Genomic DNA, 14,661 nt, shown 5'->3' with positions numbered 1-14,661 from the left:
CAATAAAAGGAGTAAAGATGCCTAAAGTAAAAATGCCCAGGAAAAGCACGAACATCGACATGACAGCGATGTGTGACGTGGCGTTCCTGCTGCTGACTTTCTTCATGCTGGCAACCAAGTTCAAACCGGACGAGCCGGTGGCCGTGGTTACTCCGTCTTCTATCAACACGCAATTACTGCCAGATTCTGACGTAATTCTGCTGACAGTGGCGAAGGACGGTAGAGTGTTTTTCAGCATGGATGGTCAGGCAAAGAGAAAACAACTGATCGAGGACCTGGATACCCAGTACAAGCTGGGTCTGACGCAGGCTGAGAAGACCAATTTCATGGTCGGTTCCAGCGTTGGCGCCGATCTGAAAAGCCTGAAAACGGTGTTGGGCATGAGCGCTGATGAGCGCAAAAGCTCCGGCATTGAGAAAGGTATTCCCATCGATTCTGCCAATAACGAGCTGGGCGTCTGGATCGAGTATGCGCGTAACGTACAAGGCCAGCTGGGCAGCCTCAACAAGCTGAAATATTGCGTCCAGGCGGACAATGAAACGCCTTACCCGGTGATCAAGGACATTCTGGATACTTTCAAGGACAAGAAGATCCAGAAGCTCAACCTGGTAACCAACCTGGAAGCGAAGCCCGCAGGCTCTGCTGCTGCACTGTATGAAGCGCAGCAACAGGCAACTGAAAAGAAGGCGCAGTAATGCGTTAGTTTTCTAACAACTAAAAAAATGCTACCATGGCTGAAATGGATACCAGCAGTAGTGGCGGTGGTAAAAAACACCAGGGAACGAAATCGAAAAAGCTTTCAACCCGTGTAGACATGACACCGATGGTGGATCTGGGTTTCCTCCTGATCACCTTCTTCATGCTCACCACCACTATGTCGAAACCGAAGACGATGGATCTGGTCATGCCCAAGGATACAGAGAAAGAGGAAGAGCAGAACAAGGTAAAAGAAAGTACTGCGCTCACCATACTGTTAGGGAAAAAGAACCAGGTGTATTACTACGAGGGATTGGCGCAAGATCCCAATGCCTCGCAGGACCCGAACTTCTTTAACGCAACGTCGTTCGCCAATACGGGCGGCATCCGCGACATCATCATCAAAAAAAGAGATGAAGTAGCGCAGCTGCGGAACTTTAAAGGAGAACCGGAAGATGTGGTCGTGATCATCAAAGCAGATGATGGCGCCACCTACCAGAACTTTGTAGATTTATTGGATGAAATGGCTATCAACCGTATCCAGCGGTATGCAACGGTGGATATCAGCGACCAGGACAAGCAATGGATCAAATCTACCGAAGCCTCCAACGGGATTCAGTAGTTATGGAAAAAACTAATTTTTTGCATCCATCAATAAACATTTAACAATGGATTCAGCTAAGATTCTTAAGACCGACTTTCTTGACATCCTGTTTGAGGACAGGAACAAGAACTATGGTGCTTATGAGCTTCGTAAGTATTACGACAAGCGCGTGCGGAATTCCATCTTGATCACAGCTTCTATTGCGTTACTGATCGTTGGCAGCTATCTCGTTTACATGAATATCAAAGCCAGCGCTCCGGAAACGACCAAAAAACCGATAGTTGAAGATATCAAGCTGGAGGACGTGAAGTTGCCGGACGATCCGAAGACTCCGCCGCCGCCACCGCCGCCGCCGGCACCACCACCGCCCGTGAAGCCCTCCGTGCAGTTCACGCCGCCGGTGATCAAAAAAGATGAAGAGGTAAAAGCCGAAGAGGAACCTCCGAAGATCGAGGAGATCAAGGAGAAAGCCGTATCTACCAAAACAGTAGAAGGTGATCCCAACGGTATCGACCCGGGCCTTATCAGCGACAGCAAAGGTACCGGTGTGGTAGAAGCACCGCCTCCCCCGCCGAAAGAAGAGATCTTCACATTCGTGGAGCAACCTCCGACCTTCCCGGGTGGTGACGAGGCCCTCGCCAAATACCTGAACAACAACATCCGTTACCCGCATCTGGCAACAGAAAACGGTATCTCCGGTACAGTATTCGTATCCTTCGTGGTGGACTCTGAAGGAGCCATCAAGGACGTGAAAACTGTCGGTGCCACCAAAGGCGGCGGTCTGGAAGAAGAGGCCATCCGCGTGGTGAAGAAAATGCCGAAATGGAAACCAGGTAAGCAGAACGGACGCCAGGTATCTGTGCAGTTCAACCTGCCGATCCGCTTTACCCTGCAAGAATAGTAATAGTCTCACGCTAGTAGGAATACAGAATTCCCCATCAGTTATCTGGTGGGGAATTTTATTTAATTTCGGCCCATGATTGGAAAGTTAGGAGGCCATGATGATACCATCGTAGCCATCGCCACCGCTCCCGGCATCGGCGCCATCGCCGTGATCCGCTTGAGCGGGAAAGAGGCGATCACTATCACGGATAAGCTTTTCCCCGCAAAGGACCTCTGCGCCCAACCCGGGCACACCCTGCATTTCGGGGTGCTGAGCCTGAACGGGCAGATGATCGACGAAGTGGTCGTTAGCCTTTACCGCGCCCCGCGTTCCTACACCGGCGAAGAAGTGGTGGAGATCTCCTGCCACGGCTCCCCCTACATCCAGCAACAGATCATAGACGCCTGCATCGCCTGCGGCGCCCGCCTCGCCAGACCCGGCGAGTTCACACAGCGCGCCTTCCTCAACGGCAAGCTGGACCTCACCCAGGCCGAATCCGTGGCGGACCTGATCGCTTCCAACACCGCCGCATCGCACCAGACCGCCCTGCAGCAGATGCGCGGCGGCTTTTCCCGCGAGTTGCAGGCGCTGCGGGAACAACTGATAAAATTCTCTGCATTGATAGAGCTTGAGCTGGATTTCAGCCAGGAAGACGTGGAGTTTGCCGACCGCACCGCGCTTTACGAGCTGGTGAACACCGCGCTGGCCGAAGTGGAGCAGCTCATCCGCTCCTTCCGCGTGGGCAACGTGATCAAAAACGGCGTGAACACCGCCATCATCGGCCGCCCCAATGCGGGCAAATCGACATTGCTGAATACCCTGCTGAATGAAAACCGCGCCATCGTCAGCGACATCGCCGGCACAACGCGCGACACCATCGAAGAAGTGCTCAACATCGGCGGCATCCTGTTCCGCCTCATAGATACCGCCGGCATCCGCGAAAGCACCGACGCCATTGAAAGCATCGGCGTACAAAAATCCCTGGAAAAGATGCGCGAAGCGGGCATCGTGATCTACCTGTTCGATGTATCTGAAATGTCCGCCGACGAGGTAATGGCGCAGGCCGCGGATTTTCAGGGCTCTTACCTGCTCGTCGGCAACAAAGTTGATGTAATCGGCGAAGCCGCCGCGCGCGTGAAGTTCAGCAGCATTCCCGGCGTTATTTTTATTTCCGCGAAAGATCATGTGGGTGACCTGAAAGAGCAGCTGGTGCAACAGGTCACCGGGGGCGTGGTGAACACGGAGAATACGATCATCACGAATGCGAGGCATTATGCGGCTTTGCAGGAGGTGTTTGCGGCGCTCGGGGATGTGAAGCGGGGGATGGATGGCGGGCTGCCGGGGGATTTGCTGGCGTTGGATATTCGCCGCAGCTTACATTTTTTGGCTGATATTGCTGGTGAAGTAACAAATGAGGATAGGTTGGATTATATTTTTTCGAAGTTTTGCATCGGAAAGTAGCGCCTTGTTTTAATTGCTTTAATTTTTCTTTGTTTATCTAACATAATGTATACCAGTAGGGCAATCCAGCGGATTGCCCTTTTTGTTTCCGTTTTATTTTGTTCGTGTTTTGAAAGGCTTAGTATTGTTTTGAGATGAAAAAGTATAAAGTAACCTGTCTGCCAGCAGGCAGGGACCCAGGCAGGCATGAAATCCATGAATGTTAATCTGAGTTTTCAACATCCACCCTTGCTGGGTATGGCATAAATCACGTTGCCTGAAACAAATAAATTGAAGACTTTATTTTCTACAGAAGGAAGTAATAATTCCCATGTTTTTCCCTTGTCTGATGATCTGAAAATGCCGTCAGGATGAGCACTAAAGAAGTTTTCACCAGCCTGGATAATTGGAGTCAGGAAGGCTTGCACACGAGGGCGATCATTCCAGGTCCGCCATATTGACCCAATAAAAGCTTTGTCCAGAGGGCCGGCATCAATGGGCTGCCAGGTTTTACCGCCGTCGTAGGATGTCCTTAGTCTTCTGGTATTCGACGCTGAACTGGAAGTGATAGCAGCGAATCCTCCTTTGATCTGTTTTACATCCCAGGCTACATCGCTCTTACTGGTTACCACCGCCCAGTTTTCGCCATTATCGGTCGATCTTATTATCCTTCTCATACTGATCGCCACCAATACGCCATTCGACTCTGCCAAATTCCCTACCAAGCCTCCGGCATGAACATGTTTCCAGGTTTTTCCACTGTTAGCAGTTTTAAAAAGACCTCTGTCGGTGCCGATGAAAATTGTACCTCCGGCAGTCTCAAAAACGCTGCGTATCCGTGGCTCCTGAAAATTTTCGAATATCGGCGACCATACACTCGTTCCGTTTGTTTTTTTCAGATTTACACTCCAGTAATGGTGGGCAAATATCCAGGGCTTGCCGGGGTCAATGCTGCTATGTTCGCCAGGGAAAATCTCTTTGGTCCAAAAAGGAGTTGTGGCATTTGGTCTACTGTGATAGAGTTCGTCTCCAATCCTTAAAAACAGCCCTTTATCATTTGCAAAGATGCGATTTCTCCGGATACTATCTACCCGCAAATTCTCTGGCAGTCCTTTGCTGATGTCCTGCCAGATTTGTCCGCCATCTGTAGATTTAAAAACAATGTTTACAGGCCCTGATTTAGTCCCTTCGGTTGTTTTCTCTCCCGCCTCCTTTTCTTTTAGCACAAAAGAATTTAATAGAAATAATACCAGGAGGATAACCGGAAAAAACAGAAATAGTCTTTTCATTTTCTTAAAATTTAGCGTAAAACATATTGATTAAGATGTAAATATGTGAGTATCTCATAATTTATTGGCTCAGCAACCGTCTTTGCGAGGGACACGTTTAAAAATTACTTTACTATCCCGTTCTACATATTCGCCCGATATTATTGGGTATGAATACTTGGGCGCGTGTGATACGTTATGGCTTCTTATGATTATTTTGTCGTTAACTTTCAGGCTCTGCAATTGCTCAAGTTGAGACTTTTCCGGCTCAAATTTTACAATGTAATCATCACCATTGATCCTGGCCATCACACCGAAACCTAATCTTGATCCTGGCGGAAGAGAAAGAGAGGTTACAACGGCTTCCATATTGGTATAATCATTAATGTTCTTCCTTATTTTAGCAATACCGGCAAACACTTTTTTGCCTGCGGGAGAAGCTACCCATTTTGTGTACTTTATACCTTCAGGGGTAGCCTTCCATTTTTTCATTCCGGCTTCCCTTTCGGCAGCAGTAAGCGGCTTTGGGGCGGCCTTCCTGGAAGTTTCATCATTGATTTCACGATTAGCAAATACTAGTCCGCTTACCACAACCAGCGGTAAGATCAGCGCATAAATGATTTTTTTCATAATTTTTGTTGGTTTAAATGATATAGATTCGTAAAAGACATTTTTTTTATTTTTTATGTACTTTCAAAGTTTATCCAACAAAACTATTTGACATATTTCAGCTTGAAGAATTTGGATTGTAAATAGAAATGTAACCTTTGTAAATAAATCGTAAATGGGTATGTTTTTTAGTCGAAATCTGCTTTCCGGGAAACGCAAATACCTATTGGGATTGATATTAGTCCTTTTTATCTCTGTAATATGCGTGACTTTCAGTATGACCGGCAGTGACGGTTTTGATATTGCCAGGAGGGAAATTTTGCTCCGGAGGATAGGAGATGAACTGCTCACACAGTCGGGCGACAGTAAATCAAGAGTTCTTCCGGTAAAAAAGATCGCCGAAAATGAATACCAGATCAGCTTTGAGAATGAGCTTACTTTTCAACCGGACTCGCTGGTGAATATTACCCGGCGTTTGTTGGCCAAAGATCCTCTCGCAAGTGATTATGTTGTTAATGTTCTGAACTGTAGCAACTCCAGTGTAGCCTATGGATACGCTATATCCAACAATAAAAGAGATGATATTGTAGCTTGTAGGGGAAGAGTACAACCCAGGGGATGTTACATGGTCAACATTAAGTTCAAACCGGCAGCAATAAATACAGCAAAGAGTGGATATGTTTTTGGCAGCCTGGCATTTTTATCATTTGTTGGTTTCGTTCTTTTTAGATCGGTTAAACCTCGAAAAACCGGACCTGGTAATCAAAATACCAGCATTTTAACTTTGGGATCAGTCTTGTTCAATGCGCAGGAACGGCAACTGGTAATAAATAAAAACACCATAGACCTGACTGGCACGGAAGCGCGTTTACTGCTCATTTTCGCGTCGTCGCCTAACCAGACCATAGAGAGAAGCCGGTTGCAAAAGGAGATATGGGAAGACGAAGGTGTTATTGTGGGGCGCAGCCTGGATATGTTCATTTCAAAACTTAGAAAAAAACTGGAACCCGATCCCAATATCAGCATTGTTGTTATACGCGGCAAAGGATATAAGCTTGAAATTAGCGCTACTCCTTTTTAAGCATAGGAAAAAGCCCCCTGATTTCTTCCTCCGAAGGCTGCGTGCCATATTCACATAACTCAAAAGCCTCTGCATACTGCGCTGCTTCCGCTTGGCGGGCGCCGTACCATTTTATCAGACCGGCCCTTACAGTGGAATCCATGGACGGAAACCGGGTGCTTTTTATCCAGTTTTTGCGCTCCTGCCTGCCTTTGGGTATTTCGCCCTTGTAGCCCGTTACCCAGGGCAGCCACTCGTAAAACTGGGATTCATGCGCATCCAATGCATCGATCTTTTTATCTATGACCTTTGTAATATCCACGCACACATCGGGCTGAAAGGGTGATGGTTTGGTAAAACGGTCCTGGAAATAGAGAAACACGGGGTTCTTCGTTAAAGGGGGAACGTCTGCTGCGATATTGGGTACCATCACCATAAAAGCCGCGTCCTGCACCAATATTCCTGCATAGCGGTGGTCCGGGTGATAGTCCACCGGCCGGTGCGAGATGACCACGTCCGCATTCCAGCCCCGGATCTTCCGGATAAGATCAAGCCGCACTTCCAGCGTAGGCATCAGCTCTCCATCGTGAATATCCATGACTTCATAGGTAATGCCAAGCCGTCTAGCCGCTTCTGCGGCCTCCGCGCTCCGTCTTTTAGCTAACGCTCCGCCTCCCTGCTCCATATGGCCGGCATCGCCGTTGGTCACCGAGATGAACTTTACCTTATGACCCGCCTGGGCGAACAGCGCTGCGGTTCCTCCGCTTCTGATATCGCAATCATCAGGATGCGCCCCGATCATAACAATATGCAAAGGGGTATCCTGTGCCCCGGCAAGATGAAAACTACAGCTTAACAGGATTATAAAAGACAGGTATTTCATGCGGTTTGGATTTTCATGTTATTGGTGAGCAAAGTGAAAATGATCTGCGAATAGTAAAATACTGCTTTTGGGGATTATTTGCAATGAACCGGCCCGGGAGGCCGGTTCATTGCGCGCATCAGGAGATCATTGCGTGATCCAGGCGAGGTTGAATTTAAAGAAGTAAATACTGCGATGACTATGGTCGCTGTCTGACGTGTTTTCATTGAATTCGATCAGCGCGCCGATCATATTGTCCGGCGTTTTTACCAGGCTGCTATAGCCGCCCAGCTTTGCATTTCCCGTACCATTCTGCGGAATGGCTTTGCTGGTGGGCCAGGTAATCCCTTCATCATTGGATATCCTTATTCTCATTGCGGTCCGCGTGGTTTGGCTTGCCGAATTCAGGAAAAGGATCCGGCTGGGGGAATCCGTATACCTTAAAATGGAACCTTCGCAATGCGGGTCTGGCAAAGTGGTCACTTTTTCAAAATTACTCCAGCTGGTGCCGATCCCGCCGACAGATTTATAACGGTAGAATTCGGTGGAGCCAACGCCGCGGTCGTTCCTCATCAGCACGCCGGTCAGCCGTTCCACGATAGTGCCTTCGGATGTGCCGCCGGGCATCGCGTTATATTGCCATGTGCTTCCATTATCGTCACTGTATATATTCCGGTTGATGGCCGGGATGATCAACCGGCCGGCAGTGCTCCCGAACCTTTTCTGGATGCCGATTCCCGGGCCCATGGCATCCCATACCATATTTGCGGGTTTAACAATACTGGTAATATCAACAGGATTGGACCATACATTTCCATCCTGATCGTAGGTGCTGTAGCAAACAAAGGTTTTTCGCTGACCGGGCTGGGTGATCTTCGTTGTTCCGTTTTCACCGGTCTGGCTCAGGCCGGCATCGTTATAAGACATGAACAGCCAGATTTTTCCATCGCTTTGATTGACCACCGCGGTAGGATTGCCCCAGGTGCCGCTGGTGCTTTTTACCAGTATCTCCGGGCCCCAGCCGCTGCCATCGGTAGTAGACCTTCTGCAGATCAGGTTGATGTTTCCATAGTCCCGGTTGTTATCTACCCGGCCTTCGCAAAAGGCAATCAATGTTCCTTTTTTTGTTCTGATGATCGACGGGATGCGGTAAGAGTGATAAACGCCACTGCCTCCATCGAATAATTTGATGGGACTATTGAAGGCCAATGTGGTAAAATCGCCTGTAACTTCCGATTGGGATTCCACCTGTTCTTTTGGCGCGGCGGCGTCCTGCGGTAGACTTGTTTTCTTACAGGCTGCCGTTAACAGGATAAATGAAAATGCCAGCGCAATTTTGTTACATAGATTTGTTTTCGTTTTGGGAAAATTGTTTTTTGTCATATCGGTTAGGGTTTTGGTTGACGAGCTCAAAAAAGCCGATTTCCGTTAATTCCGCCTTGAAAGCCAATGTATCATCCGCCGAAAGCGGTTCAAGCGGCAGTCTGCAATCTCCCAGCTCCAGCCCCTTGATCTGCATGATGGCGCGTTGCGCGGGTATGGGCGGATATTTCACTAAACAACGTACCATGTTCACGGAATGAAGCTGCCATTGTGCAGCCTGTTCCTGCTTGCCTTCCTGATATAGTTTCATAACCTGGTGATAGATCGGCGCGGCAAAAGTATAAGTGCTGCCAATGGCGCCTTTGGCACCAACGGCAAGTGCCGGAAGCAGCATTTCATCATAACCGAACAGGATGTCAAATTTGCCGTTCTTATAGTTCAGGCAAGCCTGGTATTCGTGTAGGGTTGATGCGGTGTATTTAATGCCCGCGAGCGTGGGGATGGCATCTTCAGCAAGCTTCAGGAAACTGACCATGTCTAATGCAACGCCCGTAAGCGTGGGTATATTATAATAATAGAACGGCGTATTGGGCGCTGCGGCTGCAATCTTCGCCATGCATTTCACCAACCCGCTCACCGTAGTGGGCTTAAAATAGAATGCTGCTACGGATGAAATGGCATCCGCGCCTATTTGTTCGGCATGTGCGGCGAGCTTCCGGCATTCCGCAATGGAACTATGCCCTACATGCACCAATACCAGTATCCGTTTTTGCGCAGCCTTCACATAGGCTTCTGCAATGGCCATCCGTTCTTCCGTCTTCAGGTTCGGCCCTTCTCCATTGGTGCCGCAGATAAATACGCCGGTAAGTCCGTCTGCTATCATTTTATCAACAATAGTTGGGATGATGTCGAGGTTTATGCTGCCATCTTCATGGTAAGCGGCAAATGTTGCTGCTATTAGCCCGGTAATTTTATTCATGTCTATACGTGTTATTATTTGGAATGATTTATCTGTTTGCGGACGGCGGGCGGTACCGGCAGCTCTTTTCCGGAAATTAAAAAGAGTTTGCCCCGCGGTACGGCGGATTTGCCGAGGTGGCCGCCATCGCCGCCGGTGAATATGTCCGGGTATCCGTCGCCATCCCAGTCAGACAGCGCGATGCCGCCATTATGGAAGGAGAGCAGCTTCAGGAGTTTCACCGGCTTTTCAAATTGCATCGGTTTGTCTGATGCCCTGTAGTAGTATATCCCGCCGCGTTTCCGGTCAAAGGCATGATACACGAGAAGATCGGTTCTGCCGTCCAGATCCCAGTCGGTCATCGTAAAAGAACTGCGGCCATGACCGATATCCAGCATGCGGGTTTTGATTTGCAGCGGCTTGCCGTCATATCCAAGAAATACCTGTGGCTGCCCCAGTTCATCCGTTCCTTTCCCTGGCCAGCATCTAAGTATATTTTGATCGTCCATGGCGATCAGGTCGGGATGCCCGTCCGCATTGAGGTCCAGCACCGCGGGCTGTACCCGCTGACCGGCTGCGAGGGGCTTTCCTTCCACTTTGAACGCTACCGGTTTTTCGAAACGCAGTTCTCCTTTTATCATCCGCCCTTTCAGGAACAGCTGCCTTAACCCCATGGAGCCCGTCAACATATCCCGGATACCGTCTCCGTCCCAGTCCGCCAGCCTCGGCAGTACGCGCTCCATATACCATTCCATGGGGCCCCATACAGAACCAAGTCCGTAGTCGATACTATAATATTCCAGCTTGCTGCCGTCTACGAATTGCAGCGGCGCGGGCACTTCCCAAACAGGCTTTGCATTACTTCCTTTGTTGATGATCACTTTTGGCGCCGCGGGTTCAGAACCAACAACCATGTCGGTGTCGCCATCTCCATCCCAGTCGATAGGCGCTATTGTTCCAATGCCCTGCGGCATCACCGGGGTATTGCGGTCGCTCGCCATCATTAATGGCCCCTGTTCTTCCCATCCGCCTTTCTTCGGTGTAAACCGGAGTATATTATCCACACAACCAAAATAGGTGCTTGCCAACAGCTCCTGGCGGCCATCTCCATCCAGGTCCGCAAAGCGCGGATGGATCGCCAGGATGCTTGATATGGGTGCTTTACGCCCGTCAGCAAGCAACCCGGCGTAAGTGAACCTGGGCTGCGTTTTGGTCCCCGCATTCCGGAAATACATCAGCCCGGGTTTATGCTGGCCTACCACCAGGTCCGTCAATCCGTCTTTATCCATATCAAATGCAACAGGATAAGGAAAGCCAAATGCGGTAACCGGCGCGCCGTCAGCCTCGATCAGCAGCGGATGATCAAAGATCAGGCTGTCGGGAACCGAGCGGTTGTACATAACATAAAGACGGCTGGCATGAGGGTTCCATGATTCCTGCGGGTTGTTATAGCCGGCGGCAAACTTCAATGAAGGCTGTGCTACGCGGGGATGTGAACTGCCGACAATAAGATCTTCCTTACCATCCCCGTTCAGATCGGCAACATCTATTGTTGGGCTTACCCAGCAATCCAGGAAGTCCTGTATGGGCTTCCCCTCCGGATCAAATGCCTGCATCACCTTCCATGTTTTCCCCTGCGGGATAAACATATGAAGCGCGAGCTGCTTCTTACCCGCATCACTCACCTGGCCATGACGTTCAAAGGCGATGAAAGACGGCAAGCCCTGCTGCGCCTTTACGCCCGAGTGCCTGATCAGGGAGAAAAAGCGGCCCACACGCGCGTCTTTCAGCACCACCTGGTTATGGATAAATACATTGTTGAACTTTGGTTTCTTTTTGCTGCCGATATTTTCTATCAGTTTGATGGAGCCGCCGCTTGTGGTCATCATATCGTTATCGCCGTCGCCATCCCAATCCATAAAGAGAAAATCGGATGCGCCTATTACCGATGCCGCCAAGGGCACATCTTTATCGTGACCGAACACAAATGGCCTGGGAACAGCTTCCTGCGCCTGCAGATCGCAGACAACGGCAGCCAGTGCGATGCCGGTGATCATCATTCTATAGTAACCCATACTTCTTTAATTACTTCTTTTTGCGTGTCGCTGTCCGCATTGAGTGCTATGAAAGTCGCTTTGTAGGTGCCGGGAGCGGAATACAGCCAGGAGAAAGTTGCAGGTGTGCCGCCCGTAATGGATTTCACATTTACGGCATTCTTTTTATGCCCGAAGGTTTGAAACACATTGAATCCGCGGCTGACAACCCAGTCGTCGTCCGGCTGGGTGTTGATGGCATTGGCGGTATGTACCAGCCTGTGAGAGCTGGCCGTTCCTGTGTTAATGGTCCACTTGTTATCCTCCCCCTGAAATTCAACCACCTTGAAATATCCCTTTTCGATGGTGGATGTAATGTCGAAATCAACATTTCCGGGAACTTTGTTGGTCAAAAACATACGGCCCATATTCCAGTACCGCTGCGCGGTACCGGCGGCGTTTTCTGAAACGTACCGGAAAGCCACATACATCGGCTTGCCCTTCACTTTCAGATCATCCAGGTTAATCTCTCCCGACACTACATCGGCATTGGACGCGGTATTGGCCGGCATTACCGCCCTGCTGGTGATATCCGTCCATTGGGCGGCCTTTACGCCTTCTTCCGTGTATTCCCCGTTGAAATCAGTGGAGATCAGTACGGATATGTTTCTCGGTAATGTGGCACCTGCCCTGGTCTGACTGTTAAATTGCAGGGTCAGCGTACCTTCGTCTGACGAAAAGAAATCGCGTTTATCGTACTCATGTCCCGGCTCGCCGGAATAAAAGGTAATGTTGTCGGGATCTCCCGATATGTTGAACTGAACGCTGTCACCCGGATTGTATTTGGCTGTTTTTACAGCAACCTCAAAATCAGTTGGCGCCTGTATTTCTTTCTCTGAACAAGCTGTAAGCAATAAGCTTAAAGCAGATAATGCGAATATTGTTTTTTTCATAACGGCATCGTTAAATTTCATAGATGAATAATCCATCAGTAACCCTTATTCTGTTTAGCCTGGTCATTGTATAGCATCTCTTTTTGCGGGATGGCTAACCGGTAATCCTTGTCTGAAATATTGTTGGCGGGATTTGTATAGTGGGTGACCGTTACATTTGAAGGCGCAAACGGCGTTTTGGCCGCGGGCACTACCGGCGTGCCGTCCGGCTTCAGGTCGCTGCTGCCGGATATTACTTCTACGCCCATTTGTTTGATGGTCGATTGAAGGATTCCCCAGCGCTTCAGATCCTGCTTCCGTAAAAATTCACCATTCAGTTCCATCAGGCGCTCATCCTGGATGGCTTTCAGGAACGCTTCCTTTCCGGCGGTTTGAGTGGCGCTCAACTCTCCGTCACCATTTAAAATTACGCTTGCGGTTGCCCCGCCACTGCCGTCAATGGTTACCATTGTATTGGCAGGGTATCCCTTACCGGGATTCGTTATCCTGATGCCGGTCACGCTGCCGCCTGAAATTTCAGCAATGGCAGTGGCGCCTGTGCCGCCCGTGCCGGTAATGGTCACCGCCGGCGGTGTGGTGTAGCCCGTTCCCTGGTTCGTTACCGTTATCCCGGTTATGATCCGGCTGTCATTCAGCTTTCCGTAAGCTCTTGCCCGCACCTGGTTCACCAGGCTGATGGCTTCTGGCGTTGGCCCCCCGTTCAGCTCATTTTCCGCTTCGGCCAGCATCAGCATTACATCTGCATAACGGACTACGGGGTAGTTAGTGGGACTTTGGGTGGCAATGCGCGGCTCGTTTTCTTCACTTCGCCGCCATTTACCGGGATAGCGCGTGTAATAGAGGTTGTATGCCACCGCATTCTGTGCGGGCGGTGTGGTCGCATTTCCTCCGGAGTATTTGAAAGGCGCCACACACCAGTCCCGCCGCTGGTCGGGCGATGCATCCGATGGCGCATTGGTTGCGGTGGTAAAGGCAAAAGATTCGTAGGTGCGGTACAGGCGCGGGTAAACAAAAAGCCTACCGTCGTTTTTGCCGACAGCGTCGCTGGATGTTGGTATGCCCACGCGCACCTGGCCGGGAGAGCTTTGCTCAGGCGTACCCGAATTCACCTGGAATCCAACTTCCCATATGCTTTCTTTATTAACGGCGTCGTACTGGTCTTTACATTGCAGTTTGAACACTTCTGTGTAATCAGGGTTCAGTTTATGGAACCCGGAATTGATGACTTCCCTGGCCCATTTTGCCGCATCCGTATACCGCCTGGTATCATTTACCGGCTCGCCCGCGGCATACAGGCATACCCTTGCCAGCACCGCCTGAACGGCCGTTTGCGTCAATCTTTCTGTATAATCGAATGCCGTTGCTTGCTGATCGCTGAGCAAGCCCTCTGCGGCAACCATTTCATCGATCACCCAGTCATACACTGCTTTTGAAGCCGTAAAAGGCATATTGGTTTCTCCGGGGGACTGAGTGGGCTTGATTCTCAGCGGCACATCGCCGTACCATTGCGTAAGCATGAAGTAATAATAGGCCCTTAAAAATTTTGCTTCTCCTTCAATATGCCGTTTTTCATCTTCTGTAATATTGGTGGGCGCATTCACATTCGCCAGCACCACATTCGCCCGGTCTATTCCTGTATAGAGCGTGGCCCATACGCTCGCCACCTGCGCATCGGCCGATGTGGCGTTGTACCAGGGGATCTTTGGCACATTGCCGGAAGTGGCATAGACCAGTTCATCGGTAGTAGCCGTTATCAGGTGCTGGTAGTTGTCGCCATACAGCGCATTGTTTTTAAGTGTGCTGTATACTCCTGTCAATGCCGCGTTTAAGTTATCCTTGCTGGAGAAAAATTCATCCGGACTTATAAAATCTGTCGGGCTTGTTTCCAGCAGTTTTTTGCAAGAGGGGAAAGATAAAGCCGATGTAGCGGCCGCTATTGTTATAATGAAGTATCTTTTTATCATAGCAGTAT

General features: G+C 49.7%; 13 protein-coding genes. 5 read left to right on the top strand and 8 right to left on the bottom strand.

Features of this window, described 5'->3' with window-relative positions:
• Nucleotides 1–17: 17 nt before the first annotated feature.
• The 4 genes from CCY01nite_RS02885 to mnmE all read left to right on the top strand — a co-directional run bounded on the left by CCY01nite_RS02885 (nucleotide 18) and on the right by mnmE (nucleotide 3,644).
• The gene (locus tag CCY01nite_RS02885) at nucleotides 18–695 is read left to right on the top strand and encodes an ExbD/TolR family protein (protein ID WP_146857791.1); all 678 of its coding nucleotides are present in this window, start codon (nucleotides 18–20) and stop codon (nucleotides 693–695) included.
• A gap of 35 nt (nucleotides 696–730) precedes the next feature.
• The gene (locus CCY01nite_RS02880; protein ID WP_146857790.1) at nucleotides 731–1,318 is read left to right on the top strand and encodes an ExbD/TolR family protein; all 588 of its coding nucleotides are present in this window, start codon (nucleotides 731–733) and stop codon (nucleotides 1,316–1,318) included.
• A 46-nt stretch (nucleotides 1,319–1,364) separates the two neighbouring features.
• The gene (locus CCY01nite_RS02875; RefSeq protein ID WP_146857789.1) at nucleotides 1,365–2,201 is read left to right on the top strand and encodes an energy transducer TonB; all 837 of its coding nucleotides are present in this window, start codon (nucleotides 1,365–1,367) and stop codon (nucleotides 2,199–2,201) included.
• A 75-nt stretch (nucleotides 2,202–2,276) separates the two neighbouring features.
• Complete coding sequence (gene mnmE / locus CCY01nite_RS02870; RefSeq protein ID WP_146857788.1) at nucleotides 2,277–3,644, top strand: tRNA uridine-5-carboxymethylaminomethyl(34) synthesis GTPase MnmE; 1,368 nt, start codon at nucleotides 2,277–2,279, stop codon at nucleotides 3,642–3,644.
• A gap of 215 nt (nucleotides 3,645–3,859) precedes the next feature.
• Here mnmE and CCY01nite_RS02865 read toward each other — a convergent pair whose 3' ends face one another.
• Together CCY01nite_RS02865 and CCY01nite_RS02860 are read right to left on the bottom strand one after the other, a co-directional pair.
• Entirely contained in the window at nucleotides 3,860–4,912 is a 1,053-nt protein-coding gene (locus CCY01nite_RS02865) for a sialidase family protein (protein WP_146857787.1), read from the bottom strand.
• Between the two features lie 69 nt (nucleotides 4,913–4,981).
• Nucleotides 4,982–5,521 (bottom strand): hypothetical protein, encoded by a 540-nt coding sequence (locus tag CCY01nite_RS02860; RefSeq protein WP_146857786.1) that lies wholly within the window; start codon nucleotides 5,519–5,521, stop codon nucleotides 4,982–4,984.
• Nucleotides 5,522–5,777: 256 nt separating this feature from the next.
• Here CCY01nite_RS02860 and CCY01nite_RS02855 point away from each other — a divergent pair, with 256 nt between their 5' ends.
• Nucleotides 5,778–6,581 (top strand): winged helix-turn-helix domain-containing protein, encoded by an 804-nt coding sequence (locus CCY01nite_RS02855; RefSeq protein ID WP_246129835.1) that lies wholly within the window; start codon nucleotides 5,778–5,780, stop codon nucleotides 6,579–6,581.
• On the opposite strand, the gene CCY01nite_RS02850 is transcribed toward CCY01nite_RS02855, so the two are convergent.
• The 6 genes from CCY01nite_RS02850 to CCY01nite_RS02825 form a co-directional block, all read right to left on the bottom strand.
• Nucleotides 6,568–7,443 (bottom strand): PIG-L deacetylase family protein, encoded by an 876-nt coding sequence (locus CCY01nite_RS02850; protein ID WP_146857785.1) that lies wholly within the window; start codon nucleotides 7,441–7,443, stop codon nucleotides 6,568–6,570. The genes CCY01nite_RS02855 and CCY01nite_RS02850 overlap by 14 nt on opposite strands.
• 126 nt (nucleotides 7,444–7,569) lie before the next feature.
• Entirely contained in the window at nucleotides 7,570–8,805 is a 1,236-nt protein-coding gene (locus tag CCY01nite_RS02845) for a sialidase family protein (protein ID WP_146857784.1), read from the bottom strand.
• Nucleotides 8,762–9,724, bottom strand: a complete 963-nt coding sequence (locus CCY01nite_RS02840) for a dihydrodipicolinate synthase family protein (protein ID WP_146857783.1) — start codon at nucleotides 9,722–9,724, stop codon at nucleotides 8,762–8,764. The genes CCY01nite_RS02845 and CCY01nite_RS02840 overlap by 44 nt, the downstream gene beginning before the upstream one ends.
• 14 nt (nucleotides 9,725–9,738) lie before the next feature.
• Entirely contained in the window at nucleotides 9,739–11,778 is a 2,040-nt protein-coding gene (locus CCY01nite_RS02835) for an FG-GAP repeat domain-containing protein (RefSeq protein ID WP_146857782.1), read from the bottom strand.
• Nucleotides 11,760–12,689: a DUF5017 domain-containing protein gene (locus tag CCY01nite_RS02830; protein ID WP_186830873.1), complete on the bottom strand. Its 930-nt coding sequence runs from the start codon at nucleotides 12,687–12,689 to the stop codon at nucleotides 11,760–11,762. The genes CCY01nite_RS02835 and CCY01nite_RS02830 overlap by 19 nt, the downstream gene beginning before the upstream one ends.
• A 35-nt stretch (nucleotides 12,690–12,724) precedes the next feature.
• Complete coding sequence (locus tag CCY01nite_RS02825; RefSeq protein ID WP_146857780.1) at nucleotides 12,725–14,653, bottom strand: RagB/SusD family nutrient uptake outer membrane protein; 1,929 nt, start codon at nucleotides 14,651–14,653, stop codon at nucleotides 12,725–12,727.
• Nucleotides 14,654–14,661 lie beyond the last annotated feature (8 nt).

Origin of the sequence: Chitinophaga cymbidii, from assembly GCF_007992715.1 — a bacterium.
In the GTDB taxonomy this organism is placed as follows: Bacteria; Bacteroidota; Bacteroidia; order Chitinophagales; family Chitinophagaceae; genus Chitinophaga; species Chitinophaga cymbidii.
The sequence above is the reverse complement of the archived record's forward strand: the minus strand, read 5'-3'. Positions and strand labels throughout refer to the sequence as shown.